This window comes from Erwinia sp. S38 (assembly GCF_016624545.1).
Classification (GTDB): Bacteria; Pseudomonadota; Gammaproteobacteria; order Enterobacterales; family Enterobacteriaceae; genus Erwinia; species Erwinia coffeiphila.
In genome coordinates, this window is sequence record NZ_JACVTS010000001.1 from 442,943 (window position 1) to 458,583 (window position 15,641).

General features: G+C 55.2%; 13 protein-coding genes and 1 riboswitch. Of the genes, 7 read left to right on the forward strand and 6 right to left on the reverse strand.

Going from position 1 to position 15,641, the window contains the following annotated elements; all coding sequences use genetic code 11:
• Window positions 1-210: 210 nt before the first annotated feature.
• The gene (dnaG, locus tag IBT46_RS01965; RefSeq protein WP_105592540.1) at window positions 211-1,956 is read right to left on the reverse strand and encodes a DNA primase; all 1,746 of its coding nucleotides are present in this window, start codon (window positions 1,954-1,956) and stop codon (window positions 211-213) included.
• 143 nt (window positions 1,957-2,099) lie between these two features.
• A complete protein-coding gene (rpsU, locus tag IBT46_RS01970; protein WP_001144069.1) occupies window positions 2,100-2,315 on the reverse strand; it encodes a 30S ribosomal protein S21 in 216 nt (71 codons plus the stop codon).
• Between the two features lie 308 nt (window positions 2,316-2,623).
• On the opposite strand from rpsU, the gene tsaD reads away from it, so the two are divergent.
• Window positions 2,624-3,637, forward strand: a complete 1,014-nt coding sequence (gene tsaD / locus IBT46_RS01975) for a tRNA (adenosine(37)-N6)-threonylcarbamoyltransferase complex transferase subunit TsaD (protein ID WP_200543506.1) — start codon at window positions 2,624-2,626, stop codon at window positions 3,635-3,637.
• Window positions 3,638-3,682: 45 nt separating this feature from the next.
• On the opposite strand, the gene plsY is transcribed toward tsaD, so the two are convergent.
• Window positions 3,683-4,303: a glycerol-3-phosphate 1-O-acyltransferase PlsY gene (plsY, locus tag IBT46_RS01980; protein WP_105592538.1), complete on the reverse strand. Its 621-nt coding sequence runs from the start codon at window positions 4,301-4,303 to the stop codon at window positions 3,683-3,685.
• A 107-nt stretch (window positions 4,304-4,410) separates the two neighbouring features.
• On the opposite strand from plsY, the gene folB reads away from it, so the two are divergent.
• Window positions 4,411-4,770 carry a bifunctional dihydroneopterin aldolase/7,8-dihydroneopterin epimerase gene (gene folB, locus IBT46_RS01985; protein ID WP_105592537.1) on the forward strand — a complete coding sequence of 120 codons (360 nt, stop codon included), beginning with the start codon at window positions 4,411-4,413 and terminating at the stop codon, window positions 4,768-4,770.
• A 159-nt stretch (window positions 4,771-4,929) separates the two neighbouring features.
• The gene (gene bacA, locus IBT46_RS01990) at window positions 4,930-5,751 is read left to right on the forward strand and encodes an undecaprenyl-diphosphate phosphatase (protein ID WP_123331434.1); all 822 of its coding nucleotides are present in this window, start codon (window positions 4,930-4,932) and stop codon (window positions 5,749-5,751) included.
• 31 nt (window positions 5,752-5,782) lie between these two features.
• Here bacA and IBT46_RS01995 read toward each other — a convergent pair whose 3' ends face one another.
• Together IBT46_RS01995 and IBT46_RS02000 are read right to left on the reverse strand one after the other, a co-directional pair.
• Complete coding sequence (locus IBT46_RS01995; RefSeq protein WP_200543515.1) at window positions 5,783-7,003, reverse strand: multifunctional CCA addition/repair protein; 1,221 nt, start codon at window positions 7,001-7,003, stop codon at window positions 5,783-5,785.
• 149 nt (window positions 7,004-7,152) lie between these two features.
• Entirely contained in the window at window positions 7,153-7,773 is a 621-nt protein-coding gene (locus IBT46_RS02000) for a TIGR04211 family SH3 domain-containing protein (RefSeq protein WP_105592534.1), read from the reverse strand.
• A 307-nt stretch (window positions 7,774-8,080) separates the two neighbouring features.
• Between IBT46_RS02000 and IBT46_RS02005 the strand changes: the two genes are divergently transcribed.
• From IBT46_RS02005 to hldE, 3 genes are all read left to right on the forward strand, one after another.
• The gene (locus IBT46_RS02005; RefSeq protein WP_200543517.1) at window positions 8,081-9,385 is read left to right on the forward strand and encodes an inorganic triphosphatase; all 1,305 of its coding nucleotides are present in this window, start codon (window positions 8,081-8,083) and stop codon (window positions 9,383-9,385) included.
• A 106-nt stretch (window positions 9,386-9,491) separates the two neighbouring features.
• Window positions 9,492-12,326, forward strand: a complete 2,835-nt coding sequence (gene glnE, locus IBT46_RS02010) for a bifunctional [glutamate--ammonia ligase]-adenylyl-L-tyrosine phosphorylase/[glutamate--ammonia-ligase] adenylyltransferase (RefSeq protein ID WP_200543519.1) — start codon at window positions 9,492-9,494, stop codon at window positions 12,324-12,326.
• A 132-nt stretch (window positions 12,327-12,458) separates the two neighbouring features.
• The gene (gene hldE, locus IBT46_RS02015) at window positions 12,459-13,889 is read left to right on the forward strand and encodes a bifunctional D-glycero-beta-D-manno-heptose-7-phosphate kinase/D-glycero-beta-D-manno-heptose 1-phosphate adenylyltransferase HldE (RefSeq protein ID WP_200543521.1); all 1,431 of its coding nucleotides are present in this window, start codon (window positions 12,459-12,461) and stop codon (window positions 13,887-13,889) included.
• Window positions 13,890-13,995: 106 nt separating this feature from the next.
• Here the strand turns inward: hldE and IBT46_RS02020 are convergent, their stop codons facing one another.
• On the reverse strand, window positions 13,996-14,337 hold the full coding sequence (locus IBT46_RS02020) for an accessory factor UbiK family protein (RefSeq protein ID WP_200543523.1): 342 nt from the start codon (window positions 14,335-14,337) through the stop codon (window positions 13,996-13,998).
• A gap of 147 nt (window positions 14,338-14,484) precedes the next feature.
• Window positions 14,485-14,634, forward strand: a riboswitch (FMN riboswitch).
• 108 nt (window positions 14,635-14,742) lie between these two features.
• On the opposite strand from IBT46_RS02020, the gene ribB reads away from it, so the two are divergent.
• A complete protein-coding gene (gene ribB / locus IBT46_RS02025) occupies window positions 14,743-15,399 on the forward strand; it encodes a 3,4-dihydroxy-2-butanone-4-phosphate synthase (RefSeq protein WP_105592529.1) in 657 nt (218 codons plus the stop codon).
• The last annotated feature ends 242 nt before the right edge of the window (window positions 15,400-15,641 follow it).

Here is a 15,641-nt window from a genome sequence, read left to right on the forward strand (position 1 = left end):
CGGCTAACATGCCAACAATAACAGTGAGGGCGTTTGGATTATTGCCGCTGCCCATCGTGGCGGCTGTCAGGGTCTACCTGACGGATAATCGGCACCTAAGCCGCTGAGATCTCGTTTCGAAGCTCGCGCTTCTGAATTCTGTCGTTTAAGTGGATGAGCAATAAAAATGTCACCCGCTGTCAATAATTTGTAGTGTAGCCGATATGGCTTTTACTGCTTTTTCAGCGCCTGGCTCAGCGCCCATAATTCGCGGCGCTCTTCGGCATTCAGCCCGTGAGTACGGTCGCGGGCGATGAGCTCTTCAAGCCGACGCTCAAGCGCGGCATCGTACATGCTGGCCAGCGCATCCTGAAACATGGTGTCGACTTCATCATCAACAATCATATGGTTCCAGGTTGCCAGCGTTTCAAGGCTCTGGCTAAATTTTGTTCCACGATATAACTCTAGTAGCTGTCCGGTGGTCAGGCCAGGGTGAGCAACGCAAGTACTCACTAATTCTACAAAGAGCGGGAATCCTGCGACCTCTGACTGCTCCAGTCCTTCAAGGGAAGGGACCATGGCACCCAGATGCGGATTCTGCACCAGCAGCCCAATAAGTATACGCATGGTCGTGCGTTTTAGCTGGGGCTGAGCGGGCTGTATAGCATTTTCGGCCTTACCGGGCATCAGTTTCTCAAGCTGGCTGTCGTCAAGAATGCCCAACTTATTGCCCAGCTCCTGGCGCAGATAGATGCGGAGCGTTTCGCCTGGCACCTGGCTTATCAGCGGCAGCGCAAGGGTACTGAGCTGGGCACGGCCATCAGGAGAACGTAGATCAACCTGCGGCATCAGCGTATCAAACAGAAACCCTGACAGCGGCATGGCCTGCTCCATCCGGGCCTCAAACGCCTCTTTGCCCTCTTTACGAATCAGCGTATCCGGGTCTTCACCGTCGGGCAGAAACATAAAGCGTAGCTGACGCCCGTCATTCATGTAAGGCAGAGCCGTTTCCAGCGCGCGCCAGGCGGCTTCACGCCCCGCCCGGTCACCGTCGTAGCAGCAGATAACCGTATCGGTGGTGCGGAACAACAACTGTATATGCTCTGCCGTGGTTGAGGTTCCCAGTGACGCAACGGCGTAATCCACGCCAAACTGCGCCAGGGCAACCACATCCATATAACCTTCTACAACCAGCAGTTTGGCCGGTTCAGGATGATTCTTCTGCGCTTCATACAGGCCGTACAGCTGGCGACCCTTATGGAAAATATCGGTTTCCGGCGAGTTCAGATACTTAGGCATCCCGTCGCCGAGAACGCGGCCACCAAATCCAATCACCCGCCCGCGTTTATCGTGGATGGGGAACATCACGCGTTCGCGAAAACGGTCGTAGCTGCGCCCCTGATCGTTGGTCACCAACATTCCGGCATCGATCAGCGTTTGCTTATCATCCGGATTACGGCCAAAACGCTTTAAGGCGTTGTCCCAACCCGCAGGAGCAAAGCCGATAGAAAAGTGCTGTATAACATCATCGCTCAACCCACGCTGTGCCAGATAATCACGGGCGCCAGCGGCCTGGTTTTGAGACAGCGACTGCTGATAGAAATCACGCAGGCCGGTCATCAGCTGATAAAGACTTTGACGCTGGTGGCGCTCAAGCTGGCTGGGGCCGGAACCGCTTTCGTACGGGACTTCAAGACCGTAGGCCGTCGCCAGTTCTTCAATGCTTTCAACAAATTCCAGACGGTCGTAATTCATCAGGAAGTCGATGGCGTTACCGTGCGCGCCACAGCCAAAACAGTGATAAAACTGCTTTTCGCCGTTTACGGTGAAGGAGGGGGTTTTCTCATTATGAAAAGGACAGCATGCGTGATAGTTTTTACCCTGCTTTTTTAGCTTAACGCGAGCATCGATAAGATCCACGATGTCCGTGCGGGCCAGTAAGTCATTGATAAAAACACGCGGAATGCGTCCAGCCATAAATCCCCTTCGAATGCTGCCTTGAGAATAATCCGTTATTCACTTATGGCTATAAACGAGAACAAGCCGCGCATTCCTTTCGGAAAGCACGGCCTGATAACTACTAACTTGTCTGTGAAACGTGAGGGCGAACCCTCAGGAAATTAGTACAGACGAGTGCGGCGTGCGTTTTCGCGAGCCAGTTTCTTCGCGTGGCGTTTTACTGCAGACGCTTTAGCGCGCTTACGTTCGGTAGTAGGTTTTTCATAAAACTCACGACGACGAACTTCAGCCAGAACGCCTGCTTTCTCGCAAGAACGTTTGAAGCGACGCAGTGCTACGTCAAATGGCTCGTTTTCACGTACTTTAATTACCGGCATGTAACTCTCACCTCGGATAAATTCGGTTTTGCCGCTGGCATCAGTGCCAGCTCATTTCAAAATGGTGCGGAATTTTACTCCAACACAGGCTGCGTTGTAAAGCACCATAGCATAAAGTAACCAACAGATGCGCCTGTGCGGCTGCCGGCTTTTTTCAGGGGGCCGATTATACATCAAACAGGCATCGGCGGTGGGAAAAAATTCACCTTTTGCACAACAGTTAACCGCAGGAAGGTTAAAATTGCCGCCGTTAAAAGCCCGCTCGTGCTACACTGCGCGCCGCAAGAATTGAGGTAAAAAAGACAGCCATGCGTGTTCTCGGAATTGAAACATCCTGCGATGAAACCGGCATTGCCATTTACGACGATGCGGCGGGTTTGCTCGCTAATCAACTTTACAGCCAGGTCAAACTGCACGCTGACTACGGCGGCGTGGTGCCTGAACTGGCTTCGCGCGACCACGTGCGTAAAACCGTTCCACTGATCCAGGCCGCGCTGCGTGAAGCCGGGCTACAGGCGCAGGATATCGACGCCGTTGCCTATACCGCGGGTCCGGGACTGGTGGGTGCGCTGCTGGTGGGAGCAACCATAGGCCGTTCGCTGGCCTTCGCGTGGGATGTGCCGGCCATCGCCGTGCATCACATGGAAGGGCACCTGTTAGCGCCGATGCTGGAAGATAATCCGCCGGAATTCCCGTTTGTTGCACTGCTGGTTTCCGGTGGTCACACCCAGCTTATCAGCGTCACCGGCATCGGCGAATATACGCTGATGGGTGAATCGATTGACGATGCCGCCGGTGAAGCTTTTGATAAAACCGCTAAGCTGCTGGGGTTGGATTATCCCGGCGGGCCGATGCTGTCGAAAATGGCGCAGCAGGGCGTAGAAAAACGTTTTGTTTTCCCGCGACCGATGACCGATCGCCCGGGGCTGGACTTCAGCTTCTCCGGCCTGAAAACCTTCGCGGCCAACACCATTCGGGATAATGACGATAGCGATCAGACCCGTGCCGATATTGCGCGCGCGTTTGAGGATGCGGTGGTGGATACACTGGCGATAAAATGTCGCCGTGCGCTGGATGAAAGCGGGTTTAAGCGTCTGGTGATTGCCGGCGGCGTGAGCGCTAACCGTACGTTGCGCAGCAAACTGGCGGAAATGATGCAAAAACGCGGCGGCGAAGTGTTTTACGCCCGGCCTGAGTTTTGTACCGACAACGGCGCGATGATCGCCTATGCGGGTATGGTACGCCTTAAAGGCGGTACTTACGCCGGGCTGAACGTGACCGTGCGCCCTCGCTGGCCGCTGGCGGAACTGCCGGCGATTTAAGCCTGACCGCCCGAAATCGCTGTATTTCAGGCTGGCTATCCAATATTACGGCTGGGGTTTATCCTGGCCGTTTTTCTTTTTCTTCTTCCAGATTTTATTTTCCTGGCCGCGCCACAGGCGCTGGATATTGTCATGATGCCGCAGCAGGATCAGGCAGGAGAGCATGGCGACCGGGAAGGTAAACTGCGGTTTGAACCACCAGACATAAAACGGCGCAATCAGTGCGCTGATAATTGCCCCCAATGACGAATAGCCACTGAGCAGTACGGTCAGCAGCCAGGTGCCGGTCATCAGGCCGGTCAGATCCCAACCGATGGGTGCAATGGCTCCGAATGCCGTCGCCACGCCTTTGCCGCCTTTGAAATGGAAGAAAACGGGGTAGATATGGCCGAGACAGGCCGCAATCGCGGTCAGGCCAAGGTAGAGCGGCGTAATGCCCTGACTGTAGGCCAGCCAGACCGGCAGCATACCTTTGAGAACATCAAAAACCAGTACTGTCGCCGCCGCAGCTTTCCCGCCTAATCGCAGTACATTGGTGGCACCCGGGTTGCCCGATCCATTTTGGCGTGGGTCCGGCAATCCGAACAGTCGGCAGACCAAAATCGCGCTGGAGATGGAGCCACACAGATACGCGAAAAGGATCATGCCAAGCGCGAATACACTCATAACACCGTTCCGTCTTGTTGGGGTCGTTTTGTTGTTAACATCCGTGGATAATACGCATAAACCGCCGGGGATGGTATCCGGCAACCACAAAAACAGAGAGCCGTATCATGGATATCGTATTTATTGATCAATTGTCCGTTATCACCACCATCGGCGTTTACGACTGGGAACAAACCATTCAGCAGAAGCTGGTGTTCGATGTCGAAATGGCGTGGGATAACCGCAAAGCTGCCGCCAGCGACGATGTGAATGACTGTCTGAGCTATGCCGATGTATCAGAAGCGATTATTGCCCACGTACAGAATGGAAAATTTGCGCTGGTTGAGCGTGTAGCGGAAGAGATAGCCACACTCTTGCTGAACCAGTTCGCCTCGCCCTGGGTACGCATCAAGGTCAGCAAACCCGGTGCCGTTGCGCAGGCGCGTCAGGTTGGTGTGATCATTGAACGAGGTAATATTCCGAAATAAATTCAATGTGATTGCCATCACAATGAAACCAAATCACAGTAAGCTTTGTCATAAGTTGAGACTTAGGGTGATCCTGGATTGTTAAGTAGATTCAGGGCTGATTGGCGGGCGCATTGGCGACCGCCATTTTATTGATTTTATAGGGCGAAAGGTAATTTGATGGCAGATATTCATCAGCTATGGGTTGCAGCGATACTAGGGATAGTTGAGGGGTTAACGGAGTTTCTCCCCGTGTCATCTACCGGACATATGATTATCGTGGGTCATTTGCTGGGGTTTGAGGGAGAGAAGGCGGAAACCTTCGAAGTTGTTATCCAGCTAGGTTCAATTCTTGCCGTAGTGGTGATGTTCTGGCGTCGTTTATTTGGCCTGATAGGGATCAACTTTGGTGAAGTTAAGCATGAAGGCACCGGCACCGGGCATTTAACGCTGATCCACATCCTGCTGGGTATGGTGCCGGCGGTGGTTATCGGTCTGCTGCTGCACGACAAAATTAAGACGCTGTTTAACCCGGTTAACGTGATGTATGCGCTGGTGGTCGGTGGCGTCCTGCTGATTGCCGCCGAACTGCTGAAGCCGAAACAGCCAAAAGCGGTCGGGGTGGATGATATTACCTACCGCCAGGCGTTTATTATTGGCTGCTTCCAGTGCCTGGCGCTGTGGCCTGGCTTTTCCCGTTCGGGTGCGACCATCTCCGGCGGGATGCTGATGGGTGTAAGTCGCTATGCTGCATCGGAATTCTCTTTCCTGCTGGCGGTGCCGATGATGATGGGTGCCACCGCGCTGGATCTCTATAAGAGCATGGGCTTCCTGAGCATCGCCGACCTGCCGATGTTTGCGGTGGGCTTTGTGACCGCCTTTATCGTGGCGCTGATCGCCATTAAGAGCTTCCTGCATATTATCAAACGGATTTCGTTTATCCCGTTTGCGATCTACCGCTTTATTATCGCCGCTGCCGTTTACGCGGTGTTCGTGCTGTAAGTGATACCAGGGGCGGATCGCCAATCCGCCCTTACTGCGCCTGCCAGGCCTCCAGCGCCGCAATGCGCCTGCGCGTCAGCTCTTCCCTCACCGCTGCACCTTTAAACCCGGCCGCGACCACATCGCGCGTAGGCACTTCTGACACAATTCTGAAGGCTTCTCGCAGATACGTTCCCTGCGGATAGGGATTATTTTCGAACCCGCTACGCCCACGCGCATCGGCTTCACTGGTTAGCGCAATCTGCTCAACGCGGTGCGGCTTACGCCAGGCATCGAGCCTGTCGAACAGGTTAACCAGCGTTGCGGCAGAATGATTTTGGATCGTGTGAACGAGATCGTGAAATTCGGTAACCAGCAGCGCCAGATCGCGCACGTGATTCGGCACGCGCAGACGTTCGCATAGCGCGGCAACCAGCGGTACGCCAGCCAGCCCGTGGCCGTGGTGGCTGGGCCATTTCTCCGGTGAGGTCAGCGCTTTGCCGACATCGTGAAACAGCGTGGCAAAACGGACATCCAGTTCGGGGCTGAGATGCGCGGCCATCGCCAGCGTCATCAGCGAGTGAACGCCACTGTCGATTTCCGGGTGCCATTTCGCCGGGGCCGGCACGCCGTAAAGATTGTCCAGCTCGGGGAATAAAACGGCGAGCGCACCGCAGTCGCGCAGCACCTGGAAAAACACCTGCGGATTACGGGTCAGCAGCGCGCTTTCGGTCTCTTTCCACACGCGTTCCGCCGTCAGATGATTCAACTCGCCGCTGTGCGCCATTGAACGCATCAGCTCAAGCGTTTCATCGGCGATGCGGAAGTTAAGATGGGCGAAGCGCGCAGCAAACCGTGCGACGCGCAGCACGCGCAAAGGATCTTCATTAAACGCGGCGGAAACATGGCGAAGAATGCGTTGCTCAATGTCTGCGCGACCGTTGTAAGGGTCGTAATACTGGCCGTTATCATCGCGCGCAATGGCATTGATGGTCAGATCGCGGCGCGCCAGATCCTGTTCCAGCGTCACGTCGGGTGCGGAATAGCAGATAAACCCGGTATAGCCATTGCCTGATTTACGTTCGGTACGCGCCAGCGCATATTCCTGATGATTTTCGGGATGCAGAAAAACCGGGAAATCACGCCCGACCTGGGAATAGCCCAGCGCAAGCATCTGCTCGGGGGTAGCGCCGACCACCACCCAGTCTTTATCTTTCAGCGGCAAATTCAGCAGTCCGTCACGGACCGCGCCACCGACAAGGTATGTTTTCACTGCACATCTCCAGAATAAAACGTCAGGTCAGAGGGAAAGCATTTTTTTATAGTAAGCCGTAATACTACAACATCCGTCAGGGATGATGCCAAATTGCAGGTACGCCAAAGGGGGCATCCACGGATGCCCTCCAACCAAACTGAAAACCTTTAGTTCATCCAGCGGTCGTTTTTCTTCCTGCGCGGCAGCATATGCGGCAACAGCAGACCGAGCAGCAGGCCGAAGCCGGCAACGCCGCCACCGTACATAAACCACTGCATAATGATGGTGCGCTGTTTATCATCCAGCTGAACGTTGGCGGCATCCACCTTTTTACTGGCGACCACCAGTTGGTTCTTTAACTGCTGGTTTTCTTCTTTCAGGCTGTTGATCGCATCGTCACTGCCGGCCACTTTTTTCTGCATTTCTGCTGTACGTTCATTCCAGCTGCCGTCAATATTCGCCAGTTTGGCGGTCAGGTCTTTAACCTGCTGCTCCAGCTCCGGCACGCGTGAACGCAGGCTGGGCTGTTCACTGAGCTGACTCAGCGGTATCCAGGTTGTTCTGCCCTGCGCATCACGGATCTGCCCGTATTTGCTGTTCTCATTAGATTGCAGCAGGGTGACTTCTTCCCCGGCGTTCAGCGTGCCGATCAGGCGATAATCATTGCCGGGACCGCTGCGAACCCAGGTGGAGAGTTCATCGGAAATGTAACGTTTTTCTTCAGCATGCACGTTAGCGACGGCGCTAAAAGCCAGAAAAGTCAGGCCAATAAAGTGAGTTTTTTTCATTCGAACTCTTTTTGCATAAGTACTGGGCGAAAGTAATAGCACAGTCTGGAGCGGCCTCGCAGAAAGCTGAATGAGAACTGTCCTGATCTCAGGCGACATGGGAGGCAACGCGCGAAAGCGTAATAAAGCAGAGACATCCCTGCTGCTTGTGCATTACTCTTCTTGGTATCTCAGGTGCGATGATCCGCAAGTTGCCCTGCATTTTTGCAGCGGCTGAATCAGCTCTTTCTGCGCTATCGGGAAATTTGCGGTTATTATCAAACACTACCACCATTTACCGTGCCGGTAATCATTTAGATAAGACATTATGACCATCGAAATCGAGCTAAAGTTCATTACCACCGCCGATGCTGCGACAAAACTCGCCAGCCAGCTGGCTCTCTGGCCCCATGAACACACCTCCGGGCAGAAGCTGAGCAACATCTATTTTGAAACGGCCAACGGCCAGCTGCGCAGCTGGGACATGGGTCTGCGCATTCGCGGATTTGGTGACAGTTTCGAAATGACGCTGAAAACTGCCGGGCAGACGATTGGTGGTCTTCACCAACGACCGGAGTACAACGTCGCACTCAATGAACCGGTGCTGGATATTCAACAACTTCCTGCGGATGTCTGGCCAGAAGGTACCGATCTTGATGCCCTGCAGCAGCAGTTAAACCCGCTGTTCAGCACTCATTTCGTCCGTGAGAAGTGGGTGGTGACCTATGGTGAAAGCGAAATAGAAGTGGCTTTCGATCTGGGAGAGGTCAGCGCCGGAGAACTGAGCGAGCCGCTGCATGAAATCGAGCTGGAGCTGAAAAACGGTAATCGCGACGATCTTCTGGCATTTGCCGCCGAGCTGGCAAAAATGGGTGGCCTGCGTCTGGGAAGCCTGAGTAAAGCGGCGCGCGGCTATGCGCTGGCGAAAGGCAACCCACCTCGTAAGTTGCGTCCGGTTCCGCTACTCAAGGTCAAGCCGAAGGCGACGGTAGAGCAGGGGATGCAGGCGGCTTTCCTGCTGGCGCTCAGCCAGTGGCAGTATCATGAAGAGCTGTGGCTGCGCGGCAATGCTGAGGCGCTCGGGGAAATTCAGGAGGCGCTGGAAACGCTGCGTCAGGCATTTTCTCTGTACGGTGCGCTGGTGCCGCGCAAGGCCAGTAGCGAGCTGCGTCAGCGCCTGACTGAGCTGGAAGCGGCACTGCTGGAGGACGATCTGGATGCCCTGTCCGTGTGCTTTAGTACGCTGTGGCTGGAAACGCAGCTGGCGCTGACCACCTGGATTGCAACGGTGCGCTGGCGTGATTTTATCGACTCGAAAACCGATGCCAAGCTACAGGGCTCCTTTAAGCGTTTCAGCGATATCATGCTGGGGCGCATTTCCGCAGACCTGAAGGAGACCTTTGGTCAGGTCAATCAGCTGAATGAATACCAGGATAAGCTGACACGCCTCCATCGGCAGCAGCTTGCCGTACATCTGCTGGCCGGTAGCTATGACGAGGCAGCGGTAAGTGAGTGGCTCGGTCACTGGCAGCTACTGCGTCAGGCGATCATCGATCGGCAGGATGTATGGCTGGATGGCCACCGCCGGCAGGCGCTGAAACAGCCGGCATTCTGGAAAAATGGTAACGCCTGAGCCGTTAGAAACGCTTATTTTCCAAACCCGTTGATCGTGTGTTGCAGGATGGCAGCCAACGCCCCCTGGAGCCTGAGTCTCGGGGGTGATTAATCAGGGAGTGTTTATGGTGCCTTTACTATCGCAGCCGCTGCCATCTTTGCTGGCTGAACAGATTTCCGTTATCGATCCTCTGCCGGACGGGACCACTCCGCAGCAGCAGTCCGTGCTGGCGTTTAGTGACTTCATCAGTGATAACCTGACGAAACATCCTGAATGGTGGCAGCAGCTGCAAACTCAGCCGCCGCTTGCCGACGAGTGGCAGCACTATACCGCGTGGCTGGCAGAGCGGCTGGCCTCGGTGCTGGATGAAAACACGCTGATGCGCGAACTGCGGCTGTTTCGCCGCCATATGCTGACGCGCATCGCCTGGATGCAGACTCTGGCGACCAGCAGCACCGAACAAACATTAACGCAGCTGAGCGAACTGGCAGAAACCCTGATCGTAGCTGCCCGTGACTGGCTGTGGCACGCCTGCTGCAAGGATTTTGGCACGCCGGTTAATGCCGCCGGAGAGCCGCAGCCGCTGCTGATCCTCGGCATGGGTAAACTGGGCGGCGGCGAGCTGAATTTCTCTTCCGATATCGATTTGATCTTCACCTGGCCGGAAAATGGCGTGACGCAGGGCGGACGGCGTGAGCTGGATAACGCCCAGTTCTTTACTCGTCTGGGGCAGCGGCTGATCAAAGTGCTCGATCAGCCAACCGTGGACGGCTTCGTCTACCGCGTAGATATGCGGCTGCGGCCGTTTGGTGACAGCGGCCCGCTGGTGCTGAGCTTTGCGGCGCTGGAAGATTATTACCAGGAGCAGGGGCGCGACTGGGAACGCTATGCGATGGTCAAGGCCCGGTTAATGGGCGGCGGTGACGATCGCTGGAGCCAGGAACTACGGCAGATGCTGCGGCCGTTTGTCTTCCGTCGCTATATTGATTTCAGCGTGATCCAGTCCCTGCGCAATATGAAGGCGATGATTGCGCGTGAGGTGCGGCGGCGCGGTCTGACCGATAACATCAAGCTCGGTGCCGGTGGTATCCGTGAAATAGAGTTTATTGTTCAGGTCTTCCAGCTGATCCGTGGTGGTCGCGAACGATCGCTGCAGCTGCGTTCATTGCTTCCTACTCTTGAATCAATCAAAGAACTGAATTTACTTCCACAGCCTCAGGTCGCGCAGCTGCACGACGCCTATCTGTTCCTGCGGCGGTTAGAAAATCTGCTGCAAAGCATTAATGATGAACAGACGCAGACATTGCCGGCCAGTGAGCTGGATCGTGCGCGTCTGGCCTGGGCGATGGGATTTGCCGACTGGCAGGGCCTGCACGATCGGCTGGATGGCCATATGGTGGCGGTACGCTCAATCTTCGACGAGCTGATTGGCGACGATGCCCCGGAGAGCGGCGAGAACCGTGAAGCCGGGGAATATGGTGTGCTGTGGCAGGACCAGTTAGAGGAAGCTGAACTGCTGCCGCTCGTCCCGCATCTTGACGGTGAAGCATGCCAGCAACTGCTGCGGGCGATTACCGATTTTCGTCTGGATGTGGATAAGCGCACGATCGGCCCACGTGGCCGCCAGGCGCTCGATCAGCTGATGCCTCGTCTGCTCAGCGAGTTAGTACCGCGCGATGATGCGGTTGTCACGCTTGGCCGCCTGACGCCGCTGCTGCTCGGCGTGGTCACACGCACCACCTATCTGGAGCTGCTCACGGAATTCCACGGCGCGCTCCAGCATCTGATTCGCCTGTGTGCCGCCTCTCCGATGGTTGCCAGCCAGCTGGCGCGCTATCCGCTGCTGCTTGATGAGCTGCTTGACCCGGCGACGCTTTACCAGCCAACGGCAACCGATGCCTATCGCGACGAGCTGCGTCAGTATCTGCTGCGTATCCCGGAAGAGGACGAAGAGCAGCAGCTGGAAGCACTCAGGCAGTTTAAACAGGCCCAGCATCTGCGTATTGCAGCGGCGGATATCGCCGGCACGCTGCCGGTAATGAAGGTCAGCGATCATCTGACCTGGCTTGCCGAAGCGATGATAGAAGCGGTAGTACAGCAGGCGTGGAATATGATGGTACAGCGCTACGGGCGGCCATCGCATCTGACCAGCGACAGCGAGCGTGGCTTTGCCGTTGTCGGCTACGGCAAGCTGGGTGGCTGGGAGCTGGGTTACAGCTCCGATTTGGACCTGGTGTTCCTGCACAACTGCCCTCAGGAAGCGGTCACGCTGGGTGAGCGAAGTATTGATGGGCGGCAGTTCTATCTGCGGCTGGCACAGCGGGTGATGCATCTGTTCAGTACCCGAACTTCGTCAGGTATTCTTTATGAAGTCGATGCCCGCCTGCGCCCCTCGGGTGCTGCCGGTATGCTGGTGAGTACCTTTGAAGCCTTTGACGATTACCAGCGCAATGAAGCCTGGACCTGGGAGCATCAGGCGCTGGTACGTGCTCGCATCGTTTACGGTGATGGGGAGCTCAGCCAGCGCTTTGGAGAAATTCGCCGTGGTATCCTGGCGCTGCCGCGTGAGGCAGAAACCCTGAAGGTTGAGGTTCGGGAGATGCGTGAAAAAATGCGTGCGCATCTTGGACAGAAACATAAAGGCCGCTGGGATATTAAAGCCGATGCCGGTGGCATCACGGATATTGAATTCATTACGCAATATCTGGTCCTACGCTATGCCTCTCAGGATCTGACGCTGACCCGCTGGTCCGATAATGTTCGTATTTTCGAACTGCTGGCTAACGGGGGCAAAATGTCAGAGCCGGAGGCGAAAGCACTGACTCATGCTTACGTCACGCTGCGCGATGCATTGCACCACCTGGCACTGCAGGAGCTGCCGGGGCATGTGGAAGAAAGCGCCTATGCGAGTGAAAAAGCCCAGGTTAATCAAAGCTGGCAAACCTGGTTTGGCGACTGAGGACGCAGAGCGTATCCGTGGCTTTGTGACGAAGTGAACAACGTGGCCGCGATAGTCAGGCACGGCAACATTTGTGCTATTATCGCGCGCCTGAATTTTTGGTTTTTATGCTGTCTGGAGTGGAGTGTCTGAATGAAAGTTACACTGCCTGATTTTAAACGTGCGGGTGTTCTGGTTGTTGGTGATGTGATGCTGGATCGTTACTGGCACGGGCCAACCAGCCGTATTTCTCCCGAAGCTCCGGTGCCGGTTGTCAAGGTTGAACACGTGGAAGAGCGCCCCGGCGGGGCGGCTAACGTGGCGATGAATATCGCTTCTCTTGGCGCTGAATCTCGCCTCGTGGGACTAACCGGCATTGATGATGCTGCGCGCGTACTGAGCGAGACGCTGACAGGGGTAAACGTGCAGTGTGATTTTGTTTCTGTACCAACCCATCCAACTGTCACTAAGCTACGCGTTCTTTCGCGTAATCAGCAGCTAATCCGCCTTGATTTTGAAGAGGGTTTCGAAGGGGTTAACCCGGAACCTATGCACGAGCGCATTCAGCAGGCCTTGCCTAAAATCGGTGCGCTGGTGCTTTCTGACTACGCCAAAGGCGCGTTGTCGAGCGTAGAAACCATGATCAAGCTGGCACGTGAAGCCGGTGTGCCAGTGCTGGTGGACCCGAAAGGGACCGACTTCGGCCGTTATCATGGCGCGACCCTGCTGACGCCGAATCTTTCGGAGTTTGAAGCCGTAGTCGGTAAATGTAAAAGCGAGTCAGACATCGTTGATCGTGGTACTGCGCTGATGCAGAAGCACGGCCTGTCGGCGCTGCTGGTGACCCGTTCTGAAAACGGTATGACGCTGCTCCAGCCGGGCAAAGAACCCTTCCATATGCCAACCCAGGCGCAGGAAGTGTTTGATGTGACCGGTGCTGGCGATACCGTTATCGGCGTACTGGCTGCCGCACTGGCAGCAGGCAACAGCCTGGAAGAGAGCTGCTTCCTGGCCAATGCGGCCGCGGGCGTGGTTGTGGGTAAACTGGGTACATCGACGGTTTCCCCGATCGAACTGGAAAATGCGATTCATGCGCGCCCCGAGTCGGGTTTTGGCGTGATGGATGAAGCTCAGCTGAAGGCTGAAGTCGCTAAAGCACGCCAGCGCGGCGAGCGCGTGGTGATGACCAACGGCGTATTTGATATCCTTCATGCCGGGCACGTTTCCTATCTCGCGAATGCTCGCAGGCTGGGTGACCGGCTGATTGTGGCGGTGAACAGCGACGCGTCTACCCGCCGTTTGAAGGGCGAAACACGTCCGGTTAACCCGCTGGAAAACCGTATGATCGTTCTGGGGGCGCTGGAAGCCGTAGACTGGGTGGTGGACTTTGAAGAGGACACGCCGCAGCGTCTGATTGCTGAAGTGTTGCCGGACCTGCTGGTCAAAGGCGGCGACTATAAGCCAGAGGATATCGCAGGCAGTAAAGAAGTATGGGCTAACGGCGGTGACGTACGCGTGCTGAACTTCGAAGACGGTATCTCAACCAGCAATATTATTAAGACGATTATCAATCGTAAGAACTAACCGGTATCGATTGTAAGAACACACAGGTATCGATTGTCAGAATGAGCCGATACCCGTCGTCAGAGCTAAAAAAAGCTGCCCGGTTGGGCAGCTTTTTCTTTGTAAATCAGACAGGATCTTTTGCATCGCCAGGCTCTGATGCTGCCTGCACAGCGGGTGCCGTCGTGACCGGTGCAGTGGCCGTTCCTGCCGCCACCGCTGGTGCAGCAGACTGATTCTCAAGCGCCGCCAGGCGTTGTTCCAGCACTGCGAGCTTTTCGCGTGTGCGCAACAGAACCTGAGTCTGCACGTCAAACTCTTCACGGTTCACGACATCAAGACGGGTCAGCTGGGCCTGGATGGTCTGACGAATTTTCTTTTCCACATCATCGCCTAACTCGCGGATACCTTTTGGCATAGATTCATGGATCTGGCGGGCCAGTTGTTCAATTTTTTTAGCATCAATCATGTCAGCTTCCTGGTAGCAGCAAATTTTCTCTAAGTGTAATCCCTCCGGGGGAAAGGATAAACCGGAAATGAGCATAGCGAATAAATGGATATAAATTTGCCAATTTTGTTCGTTGCCCGCGTTCATTATCAGCGTTATAGTAAGTCTGCTTATTCTCAGGGCGGGGCGAAATTCCCCACCGGCGGTAAATCAGCTTCGGCTGAAAGCCCGCGAGCGCTTCAGGGGCATTCCTGAAGGACAGCAGATCCGGTGTAATTCCGGGGCCGACGGTTAGAGTCCGGATGGGAGAGAGTAACGTATCTTGTCGGGCCTGCGCTCGCCTCGCGTTATTTTTTTGTCACAGCTTGACACTCCTAAGCACGCCCTGATTCTGGTAACCCATACATTTATTAAGGTTTATTTACCATGAATCAGTCGCTACTTTCTGAATTTGGCACGCCTGAACAGCGTGTAACCCGAGCTATCGAAGCGCTGCGCGCTGGCCGCGGTGTAATGGTTTTAGATGATGAAGATCGTGAAAATGAAGGTGATATGATCTTCGCCGCCGAAACCATGACCGTTGAGCAGATGGCATTAACCATTCGTCACGGCAGCGGTATCGTCTGCCTTTGTCTGACCGAAGAACGTCTTGGTCAGCTTGACCTGCCAATGATGGTTGAGGATAACACCAGCGCCTACGGCACCGGTTTCACCGTCACCATCGAAGCTGCGCAGGGTGTCACCACCGGCGTTTCCGCTTCAGACCGCATCACCACTATCCGTACCGCTATTGCTGATGATGCCAAGCCTGCCGATCTGAATCGTCCTGGCCACGTCTTCCCGCTGCGCGGGCGTGCTGGTGGAGTGCTGACCCGTGGCGGCCACACTGAAGCCACCATCGATCTGGTGACGCTGGCGGGCTTTAAACCGGCCGGTGTGCTGTGTGAGCTGACTAACGATGATGGTTCAATGGCACATGCGGCGGAAGTCGTTGTCTTCGCTAAGCAGCATGATATGCCGGTCGTCACTATTGAAGATCTGGTGGCTTATCGCCGTAGCCACGAAACGCGTCAGGCCAGCTAATCTTCTCTGGGCCGGTTTACCCGGCCCTGTTAATTTATCCTGCTTCCTGCTTCCTGCTTCCTGCTTCCTGCTTCCTGCTTCCTGCTTCCTGTCTTCAGGCCACAGCGGCAGTCTTGATGTACATCATCCAACCGTCATCCATTCTGCAATCTCTGTTCAAATTATCTGAATATCTTCATCAGGGTTATCCAGGTTTATCACGATACATATGGGCGTAATGTAAGCGTCAATGAACGAACACT